Here is a 20,456-nt window from a genome sequence, read left to right on the forward strand (position 1 = left end):
CGGGAGCCGGTGTCAGCAGCTGCGCGTAGGGTGGGCGCATGACCCTGACAGCGCGCTCCGCCTCGGCGGACGCCGCCCCCGCGGACACTGCTCAGGAGACCGTCTACCGCCCGCCGCACGAGCTCGATCTCCACCGAACGGTCGGCATGCTCCGCCGCGGTCGCAACGACCCGACGATGGTCATCGACGGAACCGTCATCTGGCGCGCGTTGCGCACACCCCTCGGACCGACGACCCTCGCTCTGCGCATGCTCGGCGGCGAGGTCCACGCGACCGCGTGGGGCCCGGGATCGGGCATCGCCCTCGATCTGGTGCCCGCGCTCTGCGGTGCCCACGACGACGCCTCCGACTTCGATCCTTCCCTGCACCCGCTCATCGCCGACACCGCACGACGCCACCCGGGGCTGCGTCTGACGCGTACCGACGAGGTGTTCGATGCGCTCGCGTGCGCGATCATCGAGCAGAAGGTGACCGGCATGCAGGCTTTCGGCGCGTGGCGCTGGCTGATCTCGCGGTTCGGAGCACCCGCTCCGGGTCCCACCCCGCGGCCGATGTTCGCCGCGCCGTCCCCCGACCAGTGGCATCGCATCCCGTCCTGGGCCTGGCATCGTGCCGGCGTCGAGCCGCCCCAGTCGCGCACCATCGTGCGTGCAGCCGAGCGCGGAGATCGCATCTCCCGAGCCGTCCGAGCCGCCGCCTCGGGGGATGACCGAGACCGCGTGCTCACGAGCCTTCCCGGCGTGGGGGTCTGGACGTCGGCGGAGACGCGCATCCGCGCTCTCGGGGATCCGGACGCGGTCAGTATCGGCGACTACCACCTCGCCCATGAGGTCGGCCACGCGCTGACGGGTGCACGCACCGATGACACCGGGATGATCGAGCTCCTCGCGCCGTGGGCCGGACAGCGACAACGCGTCGTCCGCCTCATCTATGCGAGTGGTGTGCAGGAACCGCGCCGGGGGCCTCGTCTCGCACCCGAAGACCATCGCCGCCGCTGATGTCGGCACCTAAGCTGGTGACATGTCCCGTTCCATGCTGCGCATCCTCGTCACCGTCGGCCTGCTGATCGTCGGCGTCGTGATCGGGCTGATCTTCCAGAACGTCTGGCTCGGCGTCCTGCTCGCGGCCATCGTGTGGCTCGGCTGGTTCCTCGGATACGAGTCGCGCCGCGGCAACAACGCCGGGGTCAACGACGAGGACCACGGCATCGAGCTCTGAGTGGTCGCCCCGACTCAGTAGTAGACGGCGAGCGGGCCCGACGGTCCGTCGACCACGCGCACCGGGGTGTCGAACACCCGCGTGAGCACGTCGTCCGTCATGATCGCCGCCGGCGAGCCGAACTCCACGACCGCACCGTCTTTCATCGCGCAGATGTGGTCGGCGTAGTGCCCGGCGAAGTTGATGTCGTGCAGCACGATCACGATCGTGCGCCCGAGTTCCTCCGCGGCCCGGCGCAGATGCTTCATCATCTGCACGGCGTGCCGCATGTCGAGGTTGTTCAGTGGCTCGTCCAGCAGCACGAACTCGGTGTCCTGGGCGAGGACCATGGCGACATAGGCGCGCTGACGCTGCCCGCCGGAGAGCTCGTCCAGGTAACGCCCCTCCAGAGCGCCGAGGTCGAGGAAGTCGATCGCCTGACTGATGATCTCCTCGTCGGCCCGGTTCAGCCTGCCCTTCGAGTGCGGGAAGCGCCCGAAACCGACCAGCTGGCGAACGGTGAGGCGGGTGACGAAGTGATTCTCCTGACGGAGGATCGACACCACCTTCGCCAGATCCTTCGATCTCGTCGAGGCCACGTCGAGCCCCGCGATCTCGATGGCACCGGCATCCATCCCGGTCAGACGCCCGATCATCGTGAGCAGCGTCGACTTGCCCGCGCCGTTCGGACCGATCAGGGCGGTGATTCCGCCGGCGGGGATCTCGAGGTCGACGGGGCCGATCGCGACCTCGCTGCTGTATTCGCGGCGGACGCCGTCGAGAGCGATCACAGTCTGCCCTTTCTGAGGATGACGATGAGGAACACGGTGCCGCCGACGAGCTCGATCAGGATCGACACCATCCCCTGCGCGTAGAAGATGTTCTTCATCACGAAGTAGGCCCCGGCCAGGATCGTGAAGGCCGTGAGCACCGCGACGGGGAAGATCAGCCGATGGTCGTGCGTGTCGGCGAACTGGTAGGCGAGCGTCGCCACCAGGAAGCCGAGGAACGTCATCGGTCCCACCAGCGCGGTGGAGGTGGCCATCAACACGGCGACGAGGAACAGCACGATGAACAGTTCGCGGCGATGATCGACGCCGAGGGAGCGCGCAGCGTCCGGGCCGAGTGCCATGAGGTTGAGCCGGCGCGAACGGAGCCACAGCAACGCAGACGCCGCGACGACCAGCGGGATCGCCAGCGGGAGGTACGAGGGGTCGGCATTGGACACGTTGCCGAACAGACGCGCGGCGAGCACGTCGAACTCACTGGGTGTGAGCAGGCGCTGCATGAACGTCGCGATCGCCCCGAGGCCGCCTCCGATCACGATGCCCACCAGGAGCATGATCTGCAGATTGCCGTAGCGTCCGGACAACAGCCAACCGTAGAGGGCGACGGCGAGACCGACCATGATCGCGACCTGGATCGCGAACTGCCCGATTCCCTGGATCGCCACGATCCCTGCCACTCCGAACAGGTACACGGTCGAGGTCTGCACGACTCGATAGAGCGATTCGAACCCCATGATCGACGGCGTGATGATGCGGTTGTTGGTGACGGTCTGGAAGCTCACCGTGGCGACGGCCTGAGCGACCGCGACGAGGGCCATCACCGTGACGTCGGTGGCGCGATGCTGCGCGATCCGCCAGAACCCGGTGGAGCCGACCGGCATCGGATTCGCCCAGGCGAGCAGACCGAAGCCCGACCCTGCCGCGAGGACCAGGAGGATCCCGAGCACCACGGCGTAACGCCGGCGCGCCCCTGGGGTCGTGAACGAGCCCGACGACCGGAGCACGCCGGTGGTCGTCACGTCGCCCGTCCCCCCGCTAGCCACGTCGACGCTGCCTGAGCAGGAGAAGGACGAACACCACGGCGCCGACCACCCCGAGGATCAGCGACACCGGCACTTCGAACGGCATGATGATCGTGCGTCCGATGATGTCGCACACGGTGACGATCGCTATGCCGAGCAGGCACACCCACGGAAGATTGCTGCGCAGATCGTCGCCGCGCACCATCGAGACGATGTTCGGCACGATCAGCCCCAGGAAGGGCAGATTGCCGACGACGACGGTGACGACGCCGGTGGTGACCGCGATCAGCACCGTCCCGAGCAGGATGATCCTGTTGTAGTTCACGCCGACGTTGGTGGCGACTTCCTCGCCGAGCCCCGCGATGGTCAGCCGATCGGCGACGATGAAGACGATCACCCCGATGACAGCCACGATCCAGAGCATCTCGTACTGACCTCGCATCACCGAGGTGAAGCTGCCCGCGAACCAGACGCCGATGATCTGCAGCGAGTTGGTGGCCAGCGCGAGGTACGTCGACAATGCGCCGACCACGGCCCCGAGCATGATGCCGACGATCGGGACGATCAGGGACGACTTGAGTGCCACCCGGCGCAGGAACGCGAAGAACACCATCGTGCCGATGAACGCTGCGAGCACCGCGCCGGCCATCCGGAGGGGAAGCGATGGCTGCGGCACGAGGATCATGACCATCAGGAGCCCGAGGCCGGCCCATTCGGTGGTGCCGGTGGTCGTCGGTTCGACGAAGCGGTTCTGGGTGAGCAGCTGCATGACGAGGCCCGCCATGGCCATCGAGGCGCCGGCGAGGACCAGGGCGATCGTGCGGGGCACTCGGGTGATCTGGAACATCTGGGCGCCGTCGTCCGCGCCGGTGACGTCGTACACACCCGTGAAGAGCGAGATCGCGAGCAGGACGACGACGATCAGCACGCCGATGAGCAGTTTCACGTCGAAGAGCCGCCCGGCGTAGCGGGGCGGCGGAGCGATGTCGGTGGAGACCATGATGATGGGGCGGCGGCACCCGGATCGTCCGGATGCCGCCGCCGTACCTCAGTTCTTCGCGCTCTTCTCGAGGGCGTCGGCGAGGTCGTCGAGGAACGTCGTGTACGTCTGGATGCTCTCGTTCAGGTACGTGTCGGTGGGCATGTACACGATCTGCTTCTGCTTCACAGCGGTGACGCCGGCGAGCGCCTCGGAGCTCTCCAGGATCTCCGCGGCCTGCACGTAGTCGGGGGTGTCGGCCGCGAAGACGGCGTCACGGTCGAGCACGAGGATCCAGTCGGGGTTCGAGGCGGCGATCGCCTCGACCGAGATGTCATCGCCCTGGTGGTCGTCGGTCGCGTCGTCGACCTCGAGCGCGGGGGTCAAGCCGAGCATGTCGTAGATCGGTCCGAGCGAGCGTCCGACGGTCGGGGCGAGGTAGCCGATCTGTCCGCCGGAGGTGTTCACGGCCATGACGGTGTCGGCATCGTCGTACGCCGCCTTGGCGCGCTCGACAGCGGCGTCGAAGTCGTCCACGAGCTTCTTGGCTTCGTCCTGCTTGCCGAAGATCTCGCCGAGGACGGTGACCTGGCGCTTGAGCTCGTCTCCGAAGGGCTCACCTTCGCGCGGCTCGAGGTCGACGATCGTGGCGTCGGGGACCAGATCGGCGATCGCGGCGTTGTGCTGAGTGAACCGCTGGCCGCTGATGATCAGGTCAGGCTCGACGGCGACGACCGCTTCGAGGTCGGGCTCGCTGTGCAGTCCGATGTCGACGATCGCGTCGTCCTTCACGTACGACACGGTCTCCGGCATGAGCGCGACGGCCCCGGCGGAGAGCTCGACGTCCCAGTCGGAAAGCGTCTGGAAGGTGCGGTTGTCGAGCGCGACGACGGATGTGGGAGGCGTCGCGATCTCGTGCGTGCCGGTGTTGTCCTCGATCGTGACGGTCGCTGCTGCGGGTTCGGTCTTCTCCGGTTCCGCCGAGCCGCCGGAGGTGCAGCCGGCGAGGGCGAGGAGGCCGACGAGAGCGGCGCTCGTGGCGGTGAGGGTTCTGGGCACGGACATGGAGAGACTCCTGTTCTGCGGGATCGATGCGCACGCTGCGGCGCCGGAAGCCGAGAGTGGAGGGCGACTCCCCTCGGCACATTTAGGTTAGCCTTACTTTATGAGCGATACGAAATCCGGTTTCTCGATCGAGCGTCGCGGCCTCGAGCTGCGCTTCCGCAACGTCACCTTGAGCGCCCGCGAGTGGCTGGCCCCCGACTTCGTGCGTGTGCGCCTGACGGGCTCCGATCTCGCCGGCTTCGACTCTCCCGGCTCCGACGACCACATGCGCCTGTTCTTCCCCGCGGGCCCCACCGAATCCGTCGAGGAGCTCCGAGCGTCACCCAGCCGCGAATACACACCGCTCGCCTGGGGCGAGGACTGGCTCGACGTCGAGTTCGCCGTGCACGGTGACCAGGGCGTCGCCGCGCCGTGGGCGGCGACGGCACCGCTCGGATCGACGATCGGTGTCGGCGGTCCCCGCGGAGCGGCCGTTCTGTCCGGTGAGCCCGGCTCGTGGCTCCTCGTGGGCGACGAAACCGCTATTCCGGCGATCCGTCGCTTCGCCGCACTGATCCCCGACGGCACGCCCGCACGCATCGTGATCGAGACCGTGAACCCCGGCCGAGAGGTCGACATCGACGCGCCCGTCGACATCGAGTGGCTGCATCGTGGCGAGGCGCCCTCCGGTTCCGCCCTCATCGCCTTCCTCGAGGGGCTGACCGCCGAGCACGCGATCGGTGCCGACCCGTTCGTCTTTATCGCCGCCGAGCAGTCGATCGTGAAGCCCGGCCGAGCGCTGCTCGAGCGCTGGAGCGTCGACACCGCGAAAGCCGTCGTGAAGGGTTACTGGAAGCGCGGCGAAGCCGAATACCACGCCCCGCACTAGTACGACGTCGGCGGTTGCTGGAAGACTCGACCCGTGGCTCTTCTGGATCATCTGGGCATCACCGTCGACGACCTCGAGCGCGGACGGGCGCAGTTCCACCCCGTGCTCACCGCTCTCGGGTATCAGAGCGGGGGCGCGAACGATCATTCGATCTCATGGAACAACGGCGACGAGACCGAGATCATCCTCTACACCTGGGATGAGGACTCCGCTCCGCACCGTCATGGCCGCATCGGCTGGCAGCACATCGCCTTCGCGGTACCGACGCGCGAGCAGGTCGACCGCCTGCACGCGGTCGCGGTCGACGCCGGCTGGACAGCCGTCCGCGAGCCCAAAGAGTACCCGCGCTACTCGGAGCGCTACTACGCCTCGTTCGTCGAGGACGCGGACGGCATCCGGGTCGAGTTCATGCACAACCCGCCCCGTGAGACGGCTTGACTCCCGGGCGTGTCGCGCCCTAGTGTGGCAAAGCTGTGCCGATCGGCGCAGCACGCCAGCCGAGGAGCACGACGGATGACCGCGCAGCGGAACCTTCCCCAGGCAGCGGTGTTGCCGCTTCAGCAGAAGCGCAATGACCGCTACGAGTCGTACCCTCCGGCACGCGCCGTGTGACAGCATCCGCTCTCGCAACGCCCCGTACCGTCAGGTCCGGGGCGTTTTCCGTTGGAGACTCCTCTGACCTGTGGCTGGACATCACCACAAGGAAAGGAATCATGGAGAGGCTCTCCGCACGGCTGCTGTCGTGGGCGTCCCTGATCGACGAGAAGACACTCGCTCAGGCGCACACCACGGCCCGCATGCCGTTCATCCACCCGCACCTGGCACTGATGCCGGACGCGCACCTCGGCAAGGGGGCGACGGTCGGCTCGGTCATCCCGACGCTCGGCGCGATCATCCCCGCCGCCGTCGGCGTCGACATCGGCTGCGGGATGATCGCCGTTCGTACGCAGTTCACGGGGAGCGACGTCGACGGTCGTCGGCTCGCCGACCTGCGGGAGCAGATCGAGCGCGCCATCCCCCTGTCGGCCGGCCGGTACAACCGCAAGGTCGTGGCCACCGCGGAACCGCGCATCGCCGAGCTGGAGCAGCTCGCCGAGAAGCACGGCTTCGACCCGGCGCAGTACGCCGGGAACTGGCGTCTGCAGTTGGGCACGCTCGGTTCAGGCAACCACTTCATCGAGGTGTCGGTCGACGAGCTCGATCGGGTCTGGCTGTTCCTGCACTCGGGCTCGCGAGGCGTCGGCAACAAGATCGCCGGGCACCACATCACCGTCGCCCAGCGGCTGGCGAGGCAGTGGTGGATCGACCTTCCCGACCCCGACCTGGCATACCTGGTCGAGGGCACACCGGAGTTCACCCGCTACATCCGGGAGCTGCGGTGGGCCCAGCACTTCGCTCTGCTGAACCGGGAGGAGATGATGGATCGCGTCATCCGGCAGGTGTCGGAGTTCCTCGGAACCCCGGTCGACGAACAGGAGCGCATCAACTGCCACCACAACTTCACCGAGTCGGAGAAGCACTACGGGAAGCAGGTGTGGGTGTCACGGAAGGGCGCCATCCAGGCGGACGCCGGTCGACCGGGCCTCATCCCCGGGTCGATGGGGACCGCCTCGTACGTGGTGGAAGGGCTCGGCGACCCGCAGTCGCTGAACTCCTCCCCGCACGGTGCCGGACGGGAGTACTCCCGCTCGGCGGCGCGGCGGACCTTCACGCACGACCAGCTGCGAGAGGCGATGACGGGCATCGAGTTCCGTGACACCGATGCCTTCATCGACGAGATTCCGCAGGCGTACAAGCCGATCGACCAGGTGATGGCGGATGCCGCCGGACTCGTGTCGATCCGGCACACGCTGCGGCAGATCGTCAACGTGAAGGGCGACTGAGCAGGACCGGGCGGTGGGATCCCGCCGCCCGGTCTCCTCTCCACCCCTTCCCCGCGAGATCCGCGGGCGGATCGTCTTCACCTGCTCCGACACGTCAGAGGCCGGGTTCTCCCCCTCTCGTGCGCGACCGATATCTTCGGCTCCCGGGCTCTGGCAGGCTTGCCGAATCGATGCGACGATGAGGAAGTGGGATTCATGAATGACGCGCAGATCTGGACCATGATCGGATCGTTCACCGTGCTGATGTTCAGCACGCTCACGGTCGTCTCGACCCTGTTCGTCCGGATCGTCCGCAGTGAGATCGGCGGTCTGCGCACCGAGATGAACGGGCAGATCGGCGGTCTGCGCACCGAGATGAACGCACGATTCGATGCCGTGAACACCCGCATCGACGGGCTCGACCGCGACGTGCAGGCGATCGTGAAGCGCACGTTCGGTCTCGACCGCGACGGATGACGACGCTTCGAGACCACGCTTCGGTCGCCCCACCCGACCGGTATGACGCCTATCCGGAAGTACCCAACGGCACCGCGATCCTGCTCCTCGCGGGGTCGAGTGGGCGCGTGGAGGCAGAACGGGCCGACCTGTTCGCACGGCACGGGGCCCGGGTCCGCGCCATCCGCTGGTTCGGCGGTGCGGGTCAGCGCCCCTCACCCCACGAAGTGCCGATCGAGCTGTTCACGGATCAGCTGGACCTCCTGCGGCACGATGCCGACCGCATCGCGATCTTCGGAACGTCGTTCGGTGCGGAGGCTGCCCTGGTCACCGCGTCCCTTCACCCGGTCGACGCGACGGTCGCGGTCGCACCGTCATCCGTCGTCTGGGCGGGGTTCGCCGACGGGGACTGGTCATCGCACTGGACCTGGCAGGGGGCTCCGCTCCCGGCTGTCCCGTTCGACTCGTCGTGGTCGCCGTCGACCGAACCGCCCGAGTACCGGACCCTGTACCAGTCGAGCCTCGATCGCGCTCCTGACGCCACTGCAGCCGCAACGATCCTCTCAGAGAGCATCCGCGGCGTCGTCGTGCTCATCGCGGGAGGCGACGACCGTGTCTGGCCGAGCGACCGGTTCGCCGCCGAGATCGTCGAGCGCCGCAGAGCGAACGGACGGGAGACGAGGCTGATCACGCACTCCCCCGCCGGGCACCGGATGATCCTGCCCGGCGAGTCGATCGCCACCGGTGGAGTGACGATGGCACGAGGAGGCTCACCATCGGCTGACGCGGAACTCGGTGCCCTCGCGTGGCCGCAGATCGTGCACGCACTCGGGCTGCGCGCCTGAGCGTCAGAGGGCCGAGGCCGCCTCGGTCTCGACAGATCGGTCGGTGAACGCGGTCTTCGGGACGAACACGAGGATCACCGCGGCCACGAGGGCGGTCACCCCGCAGACGATCCACACCGTGAAGTAGCCCGCGAGCGACCCGGCCGTTCCCTCACTCGCGCCTGCCGTGCTCGCGACCCCATGCAGGAGCGCGATGCCGAACACGCACGAGGCGATCGCGCCGCCGACGGTCTTCACCGAGTTGGTGAGCCCCGTCGCGACACCGGTCTGCGTGGCCGGAGCGGCCGATGCGGCAGCGGCGGGGAGCGCGGCGACCAGCGCTCCCGAGCCGAGTCCGACAACGACCATGTTCGTGATGACCTGCGCGTACGTGTCGTGGAACGGAAGGAAGAGGAGGAACCCGATGCCGACCAGCACGGACGCACCCATCAGGGTCAGGCGCGGCGTGGCCCGCCGGGCGACGGTCGGGAACAGGAGAGCCCCCGCGATCATGGCGATCAGATACACGCCGATGATCAGCGAGGTCGCGAAGCCGCTCGTGCCGAGACCGTAGCCGTAGACCGTCGGATCGGTACGCGCGAACGTCGACAGCGGGGCCTGCGCGCCGAGCACGCTGACGCCGAAGAGCCCGGCGGTCAGGAAGACGGGGCCGAGCGCCGGCGAACGGAACATGCGCACATCGATCAGCGGATCGTCGGCGCGGAGCTCCCAGAGGACGAACGGGATCACCAGCAGGACGCCGAGCACCACCACCGCCCAGGACCAGGGGTTGGTCAGGCCGCCCTCCAGCCGAAGCAGACTGAGACCCCCGGTGAAGCAGACGAGGGCGAGGGAGATGAGTACGAGGCCGACCGTGTCGAAGAGACCGCCCGTCGGCTCCGGCGACTCCTTGACCCCGAACAGGATCACGAAGAAGCAGACCACGATCAGCACGGCAGGCACCAGCAGCACCACGGTGAGCGGCAGGACATCGATGAGCGCGCCACCCACGAGCGCGCCGATGATCGCCCCTCCTTCGAGCGCCGCGACGAGGAGGCCCGCTGCCTTCGCCGTGATCGAGGAACGCCCCTCCATGCGCCGCGAGCGCGACCAGATCAGAGCGATCTCCAGCGGAAGCCAGACCACGTAGAACCCCATCAGCGCCCACGCCGCGAGGAACACCGGGAAAGAGTCGGTGAAAGGCAGCACCAGAGCGGCGGCGGCGGTGACAGCGGTCGAGATCAGCAGCATCCGCTTGTGGCCGACCATGTCACCGAGCTTCGCGAACGCCGGGACCACGAGTGCCGACAGCATCAGCTGCGCCCCCTCGAGCCAGTTCACATCGGCGTCGTGGATCCCCAGATGGCGCGCGATGTCGGTGAGCATCGGGGTGTAGTACCCCTGCAGCACACCGCTCGTGAACTCCACGAAGGCGAGGAAGCCCACGACGATGGCGAGGGTGCCCAGGGTGCGGGTGCGCGTCATCGCGTCTCCTGCTTCTGCTTCGGGTTCCCCGGCACACTCCGGGGGAAGGGTGAGATCACCCTAGCCGTTCGAGCAGCGCCCGGTGGAATCGCTCCCCCCGCTCCAGGGCGGCGATCTCGACGCTCTCGTCGACGCCGTGGATCGAGGAACGCTGGGCGTTCGACATGTCCAGCGGTGCGAAGCGGTAGACCGCCGGCGAGAACCGGTGGAAGTGTCGCGAATCGGTGGCGGCCATCATCACATACGGCACCGCGGGCACCCCGGGGAAAGCGACGTCGAGGGCTTCGGCGAGGAGCGCGAACTGGGCGTTGTCCGTCGGTGACTCCGGCGACGGCTCGCTCGCTTCGACGACCTCGACCGTGACGAGCGGGTCACGGATGCGCCGACGTACCCGGAACACCGTCTGCTGCGTCGTCTCGCCGAGCGCGATGCGCAGGTTGACGGTGGCGGATGCCTGAGACGGCAGCACGTTCGCCGCAGTACCGCCCGACTGCATCGTCGGCGCGACCGTGGTGCGCACGAGAGCTGCGGGTTCACCGCCGAGGGCGGCGAAGACCTGCGCGGTGAGCAGCGGGGCAGAACTCAGCAACCGCAGCAGGTGCCGAGCCAGGCCCGGAGTCTGCCCGGCCAGCTGCGACAGCATCCGCAGGATCGCCTTCGACGCCCGCGGGCGGAAGGTGGTGGGTCCGAGTCGGTCCACGGCCGTGGCGATGCGCCGGACGGCGGTCGACGACGGCGGAGCGGAGGCGTGGCCGCCGTCGCCGCGGGCCGTCAGCCGGAGCGTCATCACGCCCTTCTCCCCGACACCGATCATCGCGGCACGGCCGGGGACGAAGGGCAGGGGCGCGTCGACCACGGCACCACCCTCGTCGACCACGAGCCACGGGACCACCCCGCGTTCGCGCAGCACTCGCGCGATCTCCTCGGCGGCGCGTCCGTACGTCTCCTCGTTGCCCCCGAAGGAGAGGTACACATCACGGGGCGGCACGAACCCGTCGGCGAGCAGATTCTCGACCGCCTCGAGGACCACGATCAGCGGGCCCTTGTCATCCAGCGCTCCGCGGCCGTACACCGATCCGTCGGCGATCACGCCGGCGAACGGCGGATGGGTCCAGTCGTCGCTCTCGTCGACCGGGACGACGTCGTAGTGGGCCATCAGCACGACGGGCTCGTCGGAGGTCGCACCGTTCCCCTCCCAGTGGAACAGGAGGCCGAAGTCGGTGTGCCGTTCCAGACCCAGCTCCTCGTGCGTCAACGGGTAGAGCTCCGCGATCAGCGCGACGAACTCCTCGAAGGGCGCAGGTCCGCGTTCCTCGAGCTCGGCCGAGACCGTCGGTATCCGGATCATCTGCGAAAGTCGCTCGGCGATGCCCGGGCGCACGGTCGGTGTGGTCACAGTCGCCATCGTACCCAGCAGCGGGGCCGCGTTCCGGCGCGATCCGACATCACGCGTTTCGGTCCCTGCATCGTCGATTCCGGAGAAGATGTACCGAGACGAAGGAGAACACGGATGAGGATCGCCGTCGCAGGAGGAACCGGGACCGTCGGACGGCACACCGTCGAGGCGGTGCGCACAGCGGGACACGACGCGGTCGTCCTCAGCCGGTCGCAGGGAGTCGACCTGGTGACCGGGCAGGGGCTGGACGACGCCCTGGCAGGCGCTGACGCGGTGGTCGACGTCGCGAGCATCGAGACGCTCAAGGCGAGCGCGGCCATCGAGTTCTTCACCGCCGCGACCGGAAACCTGGTCTCAGCGGCGTCGAATGCGGGAGTCGGACAGGTCGTGCTGCTGTCGATCGTCGGGATCGACCGCATTCCCTACGACTATTACGCCGGCAAGATCGCCCAGGAGAAGATCGTCGAGGCGTCGCGCGTACCGTGGACGATCCTGCGGGCCACGCAGTTCCATGAGTTCGCGGAGCAGATGTTCGCCCGGGCGAAGCTGGGACCCGTGCACATCGCCCCGAACGCCCGCACACAGCCCGTGGCTGCGAGCGAAGTGGGCGCGCGTCTCGCAGCACTCGCCACTGCCGATCCGCAGGGACGCGTGCGTGACCTCGCCGGCCCTCGGGAAGAGCAGTTGTCTGACATGGTGCGTGCGTTCGCGCGGCGGACGGGATTCCGCGGATGGATACCGAGACTCAACGTGCCGGGGCCGCAGATGGCCGGCATGAGAGCGGGGCATGCTCTCCCCGGTCCTGACGCAGATCTCGGACGCCAGAGCTTCGCCGAATGGCTCGCCGCCCGCTAGCGGTGCCCCTGCTCCAGTCCCTCTCCACATACTGCTCCGGAACAGGCTTCTCCCCACTCGCCGCATCCAGGTTCGTGGTCTTGGCAGGATGAGATCATCCGACCAGAATGAGAGCGTGATCACGATGACCGAGCCGCAGATCTGGACCATGATCGGTGCCGTCATCGCGCTGATGTTCGGAATGGTCACGGTGGTCTCGACGCTGTTCATCCGAGTGTTGCGAGCCGAGATCGGCGGCGTGAGGTCAGAGATCGGTGGGCTCCGCACCGAGATGGTCGCGCGGTTCGAGGCCGTCGATGCGCGATTCGTCTCGGTGAACACTCGCATCGACGCCGTGGAGAGCCGTATCGAAGGCCTCGACCGCGACGTGCGCGCGCTCGTGAAGCACACCTTCGGCCTCGACCGCGGATGACCTCTCGAGGCTGATCCGACCGAGCGTGCGGCGCTCCGTCGCCTGAACACCTCCGCCGTCTCACGGGAACACCACGGAACAGGTGACGGTTGCATCCAGGGTGGCGCGCGGCGCCCCCTGGAGGTGCACATGGAACTGACCCTGGTGTCATCGTCGTTCTGCGGCGCCTGCGCCCGGACCTGGGCCGTTCTCGCCGAGGCCGCACGATTCCTCCCCGACGCGACCGTGACCGAGATCGACGTCGCACAGGATCCGGATGCTGCCGAGAAGCTGGATATCGGGTTCACACCGACCGTGATCATCCACGATTCCACCGGCACCGAAGTCTTCCGGGCCACCGGTGTGCCGACGGTCCCGCAGGTGCTCACCGCCGCGGTCAAGGCGCTCCCGGCCTAGGGCCGCCGTCGCTCCGGATCCCTCTTGCGGACCCTCTCGATCCGAGCGCAGACTAAGTTCCAGCGGTGCCGGTCATGACACCGTTCACACACTCCTGGAGTCTTCATGCCCGCTCTCAACCCGTATCTCTCGTTCCGCACCGAGGCCCGCACGGCGATGGAGTTCTATCAGAGCGTCCTCGGCGGTGACCTGGTGATCAACACCTTCGGAGAGTTCCCCGACATGGTGCAGGATCCGAGCCAGAAGGACCTCGTCATGCACGCCCAACTCGATGCTCCGGGCGGTCTGGTGCTCATGGCCTCCGACTCCCCCGACGGCATTCCCTACGAGAAGCCGCAGGGGTTCTCGGTGTCACTGAGCGGCAACTCCCAGGACACCACCCGCGCCGTGTGGGAGAAGCTCTCCGACGGCGCGACGATCACGATGCCGCTGGACGTCCCCCCGTGGGGCGGCCTCTTCGGCATGCTCGTCGATCGCTTCGGCATCCCGTGGATGCTGCACGGCGACCCGGAGGAGTGAGACCACTCCGCGTCAGCGCGGCTGCACCGCCCGACAGGCGAGATGCAGCGCCAAGCGCGCTTCCGGGTCGGTCAGGTCGATGCCGAGGAGTTCTTGCACACGCCGGATCCGCACGGTCACGGTGTTGCGGTGCAGACCGAGCGCCGTCGCGGTCGCAGCGATGCCCGATTCGTGGTCGAGGTACGACGAAAGGGTGGTGAGCAGCTCTCCCCCTCCCTCCCGCAACGGTGCGAGCAGGGATTCCGCAGCGGGGACGAACGTGTCGTTCCCGGTCCAGGCGAGCAGGAGCTGCTCGAGTCCGAGGCTGTCGACGCGCACGAACCACCCCGTCGCCGATCGCGACGCCGCGATGCGCGCCGCATCCCCCGCCTCGTCGAGAGTCGCGGCGAGTCCTTCCGGTCCTCCCTGGAGCGAGCCGATGCCGGTGGCGACGGCGAAATCGCGCAGGGCACTCAGATGGAGCTCCCGCAGGGACGCGACCGCCCGCTCCACCCGGTCAGGATCCGGCGACTCCGGGAAGGTCAGCCACCCGCTCAGTCCTCGACCGGCCGTCGTCGCGTGCGCATCGCCGTCGATGGCGCTGAGCCCGGCACTGACCGTCCGCAGCAGCGAGAAGGAATCGAGTCGTCCCCTCGCCACCATCCGGAAGCCGAGGTGATGTCCACCGGTGCGCCAGCCGCGCTCGGCCATGCGCCGCTCGACATCGGCGTCGGCCGTCCCATGCAGATCGACGAAGTCGCGCAGCAGCCCGGAGGACACGGCGACGTCGTTCACCGCCGCCACCTCGTCGATCAAGATGCGTGCGGCGACCGCCGGCATCGCCACCTCGGCGGCGACGGAGAGCGACTGCACCTGTGCCTCCCCGAGTCCTCGACCGAAGAGCACGAGCCGCAACCCGCTGCGCCCCGGGCTGTCCACACGCACCGACGCGGCCGCCGCATCGCCGACACCGGCCCGATCGAGCCAGGATTCGAAACCGATCGCGGCGTGCAGTCGCTCGTCGAGATGCGCACCTGCCTCCTGCAGCACTCCCGACGAGTCGATCAGCGCGGCACCGACACCGAGGTTCGCGGCGATGTGCCCCAGCAGATCGGCCAGGTCATCGGCGGCGTACTCGAACGACTGCGCGACCTTGCGCACCTGGCTGAGCGTCAGCGCATCCCGCGCCTCGATCAGCATCCAGCACGCTTTCGCGAGTTGGATGGGACGTTCGACATCGAGCAGGCACAGACCGATCCGATCCGCGAGGCGGAAAGCACCGGCATCGAACGAGGCCGCTCCCGAGAGCGCCAGTCCCGTGTATCCGCGATCACGCAGCCGCCGCAGCAGCGCGTCCTGCTGCCAGGTCGACGTCGGGGCGGTCGCCGTCAGGACTGCGAGCCGATCGGGCCCGCTCGCGCTCAGCTCGGACTCCCCCGCCCCTACCGTCACCGCTTCCCACGCGGCGTCCTCGGGGCCCGCGACTCTCCGAAGCCCGCCGTTCTCGCCGTGGGCGAGCAGCGCGCTCAACTGCAGTCTCTCGTTCACGCCGCGTCCAGATCGTCGAGTCCGTATGCCGAGGGCAGCACTTTCGCCCGCCGATCCGGTCGGGCATTCCACCATTCCGGCGCGGGGATGGCGAGCACCGCGACGTTCCGCGCGAGTCGGAGCTCGGTGACCTCCAGGATCTCCCGCGAGATCGCATCGATGACCACGATGATCGTCGGCGCGGATGCGACCAGACGGCCGTCGGTCAGCACGGCGAGGGTCTCGGAGCGACTGACCACCCGGTGCACGGCCCCGGCGAGCCCGCTGATCTCCACCGCGTTCACGTGGGGATCGTGCGCAGACGAGGAGACCGAGACGATGCGCCCCTCGGCGAGAAGCTCCGCCCCGAGCGCATCGGCGAGGATCGGGAGCGGAGCGGTCGCGGCGCCGAGATAGGCCCGACCGAGGTCGAGCGCATGGGCGAGGTGGCCGCCGATCGCGTGCTCCCGCAGATCGCCGACCGTGAACCCGCCCAGCACGGCGCAGCCGACCCCGCCGGCCTGGATGATCGCCGATCGGACGACACGCTCGGCATCGATCGCCCGGTGCGCCTCGACGAGCGCGACGCCATCGAAGCCCGTATCGCAGGCGAACACGAGGCCGGGGACGCGATCCACGAACAGCGACATCTGGTCGAGTCCCGGAACGGCCCGGCCGGTGCAGTCCGCATCGACCACGACATGCGACCCGGCCAGCAGCAACGGCGCCAGCCCGTTCATGCCTCCGCCTTCGAGGGAACAGACCGCCGGGACCGGATGACCGATCCACCGCTCGACGGCGTCGAGCAGCCGGGTGAACGGCGCCGCACCCGGAAGACGCTCCTCCAGCAGCATGGTCGAGCCGACGAAGGCAACCCCGAGACAGGGCGTGGAGGGGTCGAGCGCCGAGATCGGCGAGACCTCGATCGGCCAGCCCTCGGCACCGGCGAGCATCAGCTCGAGCATGGTCGTCGAGCCGCCGCCGCCGGAGCCGAGCAGCGCATAGCCGCGGGCGAGCGCCGTGAGGTCGTCGCGCTGCAGCATCATGCGCTCCAGCCTAGGGAGAAACGTCCTCACCCGCGGCCAGCGTCTCGAGCGGAACGAACTCCGCCGTGAGGCCGAACGCGGACGGGCCGAAGGCGGCGAGCGCGTCGGGTGTGCGCATCATCTCCGGTGTGGAGATGCCGAGCACCCGCACGCGCTGCCCGTAGCGGAGGCCCTCCGTCGTGATGGGCTCCGCCGTCTCGTGATCGACCACGCAGATGAGGTCGGGCACGATCGCCACCAGCGTCCCGCTCCGGTGGGCGATGAGGTTCTCGTTCTGGAAGGAGATCTCGAAGGTGTCGCCTTCGTCGGCACCGAGGGGCGCGATGACGGCTCTCCCCTTGGCGAACCCCTCGGTCGTGCGCCGCTCGACGTCGACGACCTTGCCGACGCAGAGTTCGCGCAGGTGCGGGTAGAGCGTGCTCGCCAGGGTCTCGGCGATCGCGTCGAACGGCGAGCGATGCTCCTCACGGGCGATCCGGATGGCGCGGCCCAGCGCGAGGGCCATCGAGATCGTCCGGGGAACGGCCGTCCGGCGCACGTCGGCTCCGGTCATCGCGTACTCGGCGATGTGTCCCACACCGCCGAGTCGGATGGTGATGCCGCGGGCGAGCCACTCCATCTGGCGGTCGTCGTCTCCCGTGTCGATCACGACCTTCTCACCCCGCTCTCCCGCGAGCGCGAGGGGCGACCCGTGCACGCCGTACACGGCGAAGGTCTCCATCGACAGCTCAGGGAAGGCACGGCCCATGCCGTCGGCGTCGACCACGGGCAGCCCGGTCTCCGCCGCGACGATGAGGGGGATCATCGAGTTGATGCCCCCGCACTCGATCGGCATCGTCGCGTCCGCCTTCCGCCCGAGGTGCTCTTCGAGCGTGCGCAGGGCGAGGGTGGGCTCGGTCCCGGCGGGGATCTTCTCGATCATCACGGTCGGCGCGCCCATCTGGGCCGTCGGGATCACGAAGAGGTCGTCGGCGAGCTCGTCCGGGTCGAGGATCGTGATGCTCGCCTCCCCCAGCACGCGCTCGACCAGCATCTTGCCGATGTACGGGTCGCCCCCGCCGCCGGTGCCCAGCAGCGTCGCACCGCGGGCGAGATCGGGAAGGTCTGCGGCGGTGAGCTGCCAGCTCATGCCGCGGCTCCCGTCGAGACGAATCCTGCCGAGATGCTGCCGTCGAAGCGGTGCGACGGCATGTCGTACCCGAAGTAGCCGGGGCCGACCATCGCGAGCGCCGCCTCCGAATGCCAGCGCTCATCTGCGGGTGCCGCGATCACCCGCACCCGCTGCCCGTACCGCAGGGCCTCGGTCGTGATCGGCTCGCCGGATTCCCCGTCGAGCACCATGATCAGATCGGGAGTGGTCGCGAGCACAGTCCCTTCGGCCTCGGCCACGAGATGCTCGTTCTGGAACTGCAGCGTCAGCGTCGCGTCGCCGTCGCCGTCGATGCGTGCACGTCCGCGCGCGAAGCCGGTCGTGGTGGCGCGGTGCACATCGACGACTTTGCCGTCGAACAGCTCGCGCCCGCCGAGAAGCTCGACGACCGCCGCGACCGGATCGGTCTTCTCGTCGCGTGCGGCGGCGATACGCCGCCCGATCTCGATGCAGCGGGACAGCGACCCCGAGACGAGCGACTCCCGCGCGGCAGATCCCGACATCGAGAACCCGGAGATCATGACCGAGCACCCCATCTCGACACAGGCCACGCGGGCGATGCGCTCGGTCCACGAGTTGTCGACCGTCTGCAGCACGCCGGTGTTGCCCTTCTCATCGCTGAACGCGAGCGGCGATGCCGTTACGCCGTACAGCGTCGGGAGCACCATCTGCAGTTCCGGAAATGCCCGCCCCATGCCGTCGGCGTCGAGCAGCGGAAGGCCGAGCGCGGCAGCGGCGGCGATCGGGATGGTCGAGTTGACCCCTCCGACCTCGGCGCACGCGATATGGGTGATCGGACGGCCGAGGTGCACGCTGAGCGCCCTGACCGGTTCGATGACCTCGGCGAGGCTCGGGAGCTTCTCGACCATCACGGTCGGTGCTCCCATCATCGCGACGAACAGCACGAGAGCGTCGTCGGGGACCTCGTCGAGGCCGACGACCGTGACGTCGCCGGAGGTCAGCGCCTGACGAGCGAGCAGCGCTCCGATGTAGGGGTCTCCTCCCCCGCCGGTGCCGAGGACGGCAGCACCGCGGGCGAGACCGTCGATGTGCGCGGGAGTGATCGTCCAGCTCATATCACGCTCCCATGTCGAGGTCGCCGACGGCCTTCACGCGGATGCGCGTCGCGTTGCCGGGGAGGTACGGGATCGGCACCTCGTCGAAGTCGATGATCGACACGGTCGACGGCTTCGCGCCCGCCGCGATCGCCTTGTCGACGGCTTCGGCGCGCACCTCGGCGATGGTCTCGTCGCGACGCCCCGGTTCGATCGCGTAGACCTTGTCGATCTCGCCGCCGACCTGCGCGATCGACGCGCCGATGGCGTTGGCGACCGCATAGTTCTCCGGGCGGTGCACGGTGCCGAACAGTGGCAGCTCGTCGGGGAGCAGGATGGATCCCCCGCCGACAGCGACCACCGCGATGGGCTCGGGCGAGGTGCGCATGCGGTCGACGGCTTCGGACACGCGTTCGGCGATGCGGGCGAGCACCCGCTCGACGAATGCCGGGTCGAGGTGAGCGACCTTGCTCGCATCGCCCACCTGTGCGCGCCCCGCGGCGACCGCGATGTCGGTGGCGGTCAAGGTGGAACCGCCGAAGACCAGAGCCTCGGTGGTCAGCTTGTATCCGACCGAAGCCGGACCGACCTCGGCGGTCTCCTCGTCGACGATGCTCCCGCCCCCGATGCCGAGCGAGAGCACGTCGGGCATCCGGAAGTTGGTGCGGATGCCCGCGACCTTCACCTCGTTCGCGGTCTCACGCGGGAAGCCGTTGATCAGCAGACCGATGTCGGCCGTGGTGCCGCCCACGTCGATCACGGCGCAGTCGTCGAGTCCGCTCGTGGCAGCAGCCCCGCGCATGGAGTTGGTCGGGCCGGAGGCGAAGGTCGCGACCGGGTAGCGCCGCACGTACTCCTCGTCCATGAGCGTGCCGTCGTTCTGGCTGAGGAAGATCGGCGCCTCGATGCCCTGGGCGCGCACGGCGGAGGTGAGCCCGTCGACGATCTCCGATGCGAGCTCACGCAGCGCCGCATTGATGATGGTCGCGTTCTCGCGCTCCAGCAGCCCGATGCGACCGATCTCGTGGGACAGCGAGATGGCGGCGTCCGTGCCCAGCACCTCCGCGACGATCTCGGCCGCCCGCACCTCGAGGTCGTGGTTGACCGGACTGAACACCGACGAGATCGCGACCGAGCGGATGCCGTGCGCCTTCATGTCCTCCGCGTGCGCCCGGATCTCGTCCGGGTCGAGCGGCGAGATCGGCCGGCCGTCGAACTCATAGCCGCCGTGGGCGAGATAGCTGCGGGCCTGCGTGGCTTCGACCAGAACCTCGGGCCAGTCGATCAGCGGCGGCAGCGCCCGCGTGGCGGGCAGTCCGAGCCGGAGGGCGGCGACCGGTGCCAGGCGGCTGGCCTGCACGAGCGCGTTGATGAAGTGCGTCGTGCCGATCATGACGGCATCGACGTCGGCGCCCTCGAAGGCGTGCCCGGCCCGCAGGTCCTCGATCGCCTGGATGATGCCACCGGTGACATCGGGGGTGGTCGAGTGCTTCACGCCCGCGAGCGTGCGGGTGCCGTCCATGAGGACTGCGTCGGTGTTGGTGCCGCCGACGTCGATGCCGATATGCATGATTC

22 protein-coding genes are annotated in these 20,456 nt (G+C 68.6%); 11 read left to right on the top strand and 11 right to left on the bottom strand.

The window, feature by feature from the left end:
- The first annotated feature begins 38 nt into the window (after window positions 1-38).
- Both GZ64_RS0108825 and GZ64_RS0108830 read left to right on the top strand, forming a co-directional pair.
- The gene (locus GZ64_RS0108825; RefSeq protein ID WP_029265986.1) at window positions 39-998 is read left to right on the top strand and encodes a DNA-3-methyladenine glycosylase family protein; all 960 of its coding nucleotides are present in this window, start codon (window positions 39-41) and stop codon (window positions 996-998) included.
- A 22-nt stretch (window positions 999-1,020) separates the two neighbouring features.
- Window positions 1,021-1,218 carry a hypothetical protein gene (locus GZ64_RS0108830; protein WP_021198082.1) on the top strand — a complete coding sequence of 66 codons (198 nt, stop codon included), beginning with the start codon at window positions 1,021-1,023 and terminating at the stop codon, window positions 1,216-1,218.
- 14 nt (window positions 1,219-1,232) lie between these two features.
- Here the strand turns inward: GZ64_RS0108830 and GZ64_RS0108835 are convergent, their stop codons facing one another.
- The 4 genes from GZ64_RS0108835 to GZ64_RS0108850 are packed head-to-tail and all read right to left on the bottom strand — an operon-like array spanning window position 1,233 to window position 5,051.
- Entirely contained in the window at window positions 1,233-1,988 is a 756-nt protein-coding gene (locus tag GZ64_RS0108835) for an iron ABC transporter ATP-binding protein (RefSeq protein WP_021198083.1), read from the bottom strand.
- A complete protein-coding gene (locus tag GZ64_RS0108840; RefSeq protein ID WP_029265988.1) occupies window positions 1,985-3,004 on the bottom strand; it encodes an iron chelate uptake ABC transporter family permease subunit in 1,020 nt (339 codons plus the stop codon). Before GZ64_RS0108840 ends, GZ64_RS0108835 begins: the two co-directional genes overlap by 4 nt.
- A 16-nt stretch (window positions 3,005-3,020) precedes the next feature.
- A complete protein-coding gene (locus GZ64_RS0108845) occupies window positions 3,021-4,007 on the bottom strand; it encodes an ABC transporter permease (RefSeq protein ID WP_029265990.1) in 987 nt (328 codons plus the stop codon).
- Between the two features lie 48 nt (window positions 4,008-4,055).
- Complete coding sequence (locus GZ64_RS0108850; RefSeq protein ID WP_029259750.1) at window positions 4,056-5,051, bottom strand: siderophore ABC transporter substrate-binding protein; 996 nt, start codon at window positions 5,049-5,051, stop codon at window positions 4,056-4,058.
- A 100-nt stretch (window positions 5,052-5,151) separates the two neighbouring features.
- On the opposite strand from GZ64_RS0108850, the gene GZ64_RS0108855 reads away from it, so the two are divergent.
- The 5 genes from GZ64_RS0108855 to GZ64_RS0108880 all read left to right on the top strand — a co-directional run bounded on the left by GZ64_RS0108855 (window position 5,152) and on the right by GZ64_RS0108880 (window position 9,082).
- Entirely contained in the window at window positions 5,152-5,919 is a 768-nt protein-coding gene (locus GZ64_RS0108855; protein WP_021198087.1) for a siderophore-interacting protein, read from the top strand.
- 33 nt (window positions 5,920-5,952) lie between these two features.
- A complete protein-coding gene (locus tag GZ64_RS0108860; RefSeq protein ID WP_029259739.1) occupies window positions 5,953-6,357 on the top strand; it encodes a VOC family protein in 405 nt (134 codons plus the stop codon).
- Between the two features lie 275 nt (window positions 6,358-6,632).
- Window positions 6,633-7,802 carry an RtcB family protein gene (locus tag GZ64_RS0108870; RefSeq protein WP_029265991.1) on the top strand — a complete coding sequence of 390 codons (1,170 nt, stop codon included), beginning with the start codon at window positions 6,633-6,635 and terminating at the stop codon, window positions 7,800-7,802.
- Window positions 7,803-7,997: 195 nt separating this feature from the next.
- On the top strand, window positions 7,998-8,258 hold the full coding sequence (locus tag GZ64_RS0108875) for a hypothetical protein (RefSeq protein WP_231479857.1): 261 nt from the start codon (window positions 7,998-8,000) through the stop codon (window positions 8,256-8,258).
- Window positions 8,255-9,082, top strand: a complete 828-nt coding sequence (locus GZ64_RS0108880) for an acyl-CoA thioester hydrolase/BAAT C-terminal domain-containing protein (protein ID WP_029265994.1) — start codon at window positions 8,255-8,257, stop codon at window positions 9,080-9,082. Before GZ64_RS0108875 ends, GZ64_RS0108880 begins: the two co-directional genes overlap by 4 nt.
- Before the next feature lie 3 nt (window positions 9,083-9,085).
- Here the strand turns inward: GZ64_RS0108880 and GZ64_RS0108885 are convergent, their stop codons facing one another.
- Together GZ64_RS0108885 and GZ64_RS0108890 are read right to left on the bottom strand one after the other, a co-directional pair.
- Window positions 9,086-10,546 carry an MFS transporter gene (locus tag GZ64_RS0108885; RefSeq protein ID WP_029265996.1) on the bottom strand — a complete coding sequence of 487 codons (1,461 nt, stop codon included), beginning with the start codon at window positions 10,544-10,546 and terminating at the stop codon, window positions 9,086-9,088.
- A 55-nt stretch (window positions 10,547-10,601) separates the two neighbouring features.
- Window positions 10,602-11,951, bottom strand: coding sequence for a M20/M25/M40 family metallo-hydrolase (locus tag GZ64_RS0108890; protein ID WP_029265998.1), 1,350 nt, complete (start codon window positions 11,949-11,951; stop codon window positions 10,602-10,604).
- Between the two features lie 105 nt (window positions 11,952-12,056).
- Between GZ64_RS0108890 and GZ64_RS0108895 the strand changes: the two genes are divergently transcribed.
- The 4 genes from GZ64_RS0108895 (at window position 12,057) to GZ64_RS0108910 (ending at window position 14,124) form a co-directional block, all read left to right on the top strand.
- Entirely contained in the window at window positions 12,057-12,797 is a 741-nt protein-coding gene (locus tag GZ64_RS0108895) for an SDR family oxidoreductase (RefSeq protein ID WP_029259733.1), read from the top strand.
- A 124-nt stretch (window positions 12,798-12,921) separates the two neighbouring features.
- Window positions 12,922-13,209 carry a hypothetical protein gene (locus GZ64_RS0108900; RefSeq protein ID WP_029259732.1) on the top strand — a complete coding sequence of 96 codons (288 nt, stop codon included), beginning with the start codon at window positions 12,922-12,924 and terminating at the stop codon, window positions 13,207-13,209.
- A 129-nt stretch (window positions 13,210-13,338) separates the two neighbouring features.
- Window positions 13,339-13,605, top strand: coding sequence for a glutaredoxin family protein (locus GZ64_RS0108905; protein ID WP_029266000.1), 267 nt, complete (start codon window positions 13,339-13,341; stop codon window positions 13,603-13,605).
- Between the two features lie 105 nt (window positions 13,606-13,710).
- Window positions 13,711-14,124 carry a VOC family protein gene (locus GZ64_RS0108910; protein ID WP_029266002.1) on the top strand — a complete coding sequence of 138 codons (414 nt, stop codon included), beginning with the start codon at window positions 13,711-13,713 and terminating at the stop codon, window positions 14,122-14,124.
- Window positions 14,125-14,136: 12 nt separating this feature from the next.
- On the opposite strand, the gene GZ64_RS0108915 is transcribed toward GZ64_RS0108910, so the two are convergent.
- The 5 genes from GZ64_RS0108915 to GZ64_RS0108935 are packed head-to-tail and all read right to left on the bottom strand — an operon-like array spanning window position 14,137 to window position 20,451.
- Entirely contained in the window at window positions 14,137-15,651 is a 1,515-nt protein-coding gene (locus tag GZ64_RS0108915; protein ID WP_029259730.1) for a PucR family transcriptional regulator, read from the bottom strand.
- Window positions 15,648-16,676 (bottom strand): S-methyl thiohydantoin desulfurase domain-containing protein, encoded by a 1,029-nt coding sequence (locus GZ64_RS0108920; RefSeq protein ID WP_029259729.1) that lies wholly within the window; start codon window positions 16,674-16,676, stop codon window positions 15,648-15,650. Before GZ64_RS0108920 ends, GZ64_RS0108915 begins: the two co-directional genes overlap by 4 nt.
- A 10-nt stretch (window positions 16,677-16,686) precedes the next feature.
- Window positions 16,687-17,805, bottom strand: coding sequence for a DUF917 domain-containing protein (locus GZ64_RS0108925; protein WP_029266004.1), 1,119 nt, complete (start codon window positions 17,803-17,805; stop codon window positions 16,687-16,689).
- Complete coding sequence (locus GZ64_RS0108930; protein WP_029266006.1) at window positions 17,802-18,902, bottom strand: DUF917 domain-containing protein; 1,101 nt, start codon at window positions 18,900-18,902, stop codon at window positions 17,802-17,804. The genes GZ64_RS0108925 and GZ64_RS0108930 overlap by 4 nt, the downstream gene beginning before the upstream one ends.
- A gap of 1 nt (window position 18,903) precedes the next feature.
- On the bottom strand, window positions 18,904-20,451 hold the full coding sequence (locus GZ64_RS0108935) for a hydantoinase/oxoprolinase N-terminal domain-containing protein (protein ID WP_021198103.1): 1,548 nt from the start codon (window positions 20,449-20,451) through the stop codon (window positions 18,904-18,906).
- Window positions 20,452-20,456: the final 5 nt, after the last annotated feature.

Origin of the sequence: Microbacterium sp. Cr-K32, assembly GCF_000708345.1 — a bacterium.
In the GTDB taxonomy this organism is placed as follows: Bacteria; Actinomycetota; Actinomycetes; order Actinomycetales; family Microbacteriaceae; genus Microbacterium; species Microbacterium maritypicum_A.

Coding starts and splice junctions, on each gene's coding strand:
- GZ64_RS0108845 (WP_029265990.1), bottom strand. CDS start 4,007: ATGGTCTCCACCGACATCGCTCCGCCGCCCCGCTACGCCGGGCGGCTC.
- GZ64_RS0108855 (WP_021198087.1), top strand. CDS start 5,152: ATGAGCGATACGAAATCCGGTTTCTCGATCGAGCGTCGCGGCCTCGAG.
- GZ64_RS0108830 (WP_021198082.1), top strand. CDS start 1,021: ATGTCCCGTTCCATGCTGCGCATCCTCGTCACCGTCGGCCTGCTGATC.
- GZ64_RS0108910 (WP_029266002.1), top strand. CDS start 13,711: ATGCCCGCTCTCAACCCGTATCTCTCGTTCCGCACCGAGGCCCGCACG.
- GZ64_RS0108935 (WP_021198103.1), bottom strand. CDS start 20,451: ATGCATATCGGCATCGACGTCGGCGGCACCAACACCGACGCAGTCCTC.
- GZ64_RS0108890 (WP_029265998.1), bottom strand. CDS start 11,951: ATGGCGACTGTGACCACACCGACCGTGCGCCCGGGCATCGCCGAGCGA.
- GZ64_RS0108930 (WP_029266006.1), bottom strand. CDS start 18,902: ATGAGCTGGACGATCACTCCCGCGCACATCGACGGTCTCGCCCGCGGT.
- GZ64_RS0108900 (WP_029259732.1), top strand. CDS start 12,922: ATGACCGAGCCGCAGATCTGGACCATGATCGGTGCCGTCATCGCGCTG.
- GZ64_RS0108850 (WP_029259750.1), bottom strand. CDS start 5,051: ATGTCCGTGCCCAGAACCCTCACCGCCACGAGCGCCGCTCTCGTCGGC.
- GZ64_RS0108925 (WP_029266004.1), bottom strand. CDS start 17,805: ATGAGCTGGCAGCTCACCGCCGCAGACCTTCCCGATCTCGCCCGCGGT.
- GZ64_RS0108825 (WP_029265986.1), top strand. CDS start 39: ATGACCCTGACAGCGCGCTCCGCCTCGGCGGACGCCGCCCCCGCGGAC.
- GZ64_RS0108870 (WP_029265991.1), top strand. CDS start 6,633: ATGGAGAGGCTCTCCGCACGGCTGCTGTCGTGGGCGTCCCTGATCGAC.
- GZ64_RS0108875 (WP_231479857.1), top strand. CDS start 7,998: ATGAATGACGCGCAGATCTGGACCATGATCGGATCGTTCACCGTGCTG.
- GZ64_RS0108885 (WP_029265996.1), bottom strand. CDS start 10,546: ATGACGCGCACCCGCACCCTGGGCACCCTCGCCATCGTCGTGGGCTTC.
- GZ64_RS0108880 (WP_029265994.1), top strand. CDS start 8,255: ATGACGACGCTTCGAGACCACGCTTCGGTCGCCCCACCCGACCGGTAT.
- GZ64_RS0108905 (WP_029266000.1), top strand. CDS start 13,339: ATGGAACTGACCCTGGTGTCATCGTCGTTCTGCGGCGCCTGCGCCCGG.
- GZ64_RS0108895 (WP_029259733.1), top strand. CDS start 12,057: ATGAGGATCGCCGTCGCAGGAGGAACCGGGACCGTCGGACGGCACACC.
- GZ64_RS0108920 (WP_029259729.1), bottom strand. CDS start 16,676: ATGATGCTGCAGCGCGACGACCTCACGGCGCTCGCCCGCGGCTATGCG.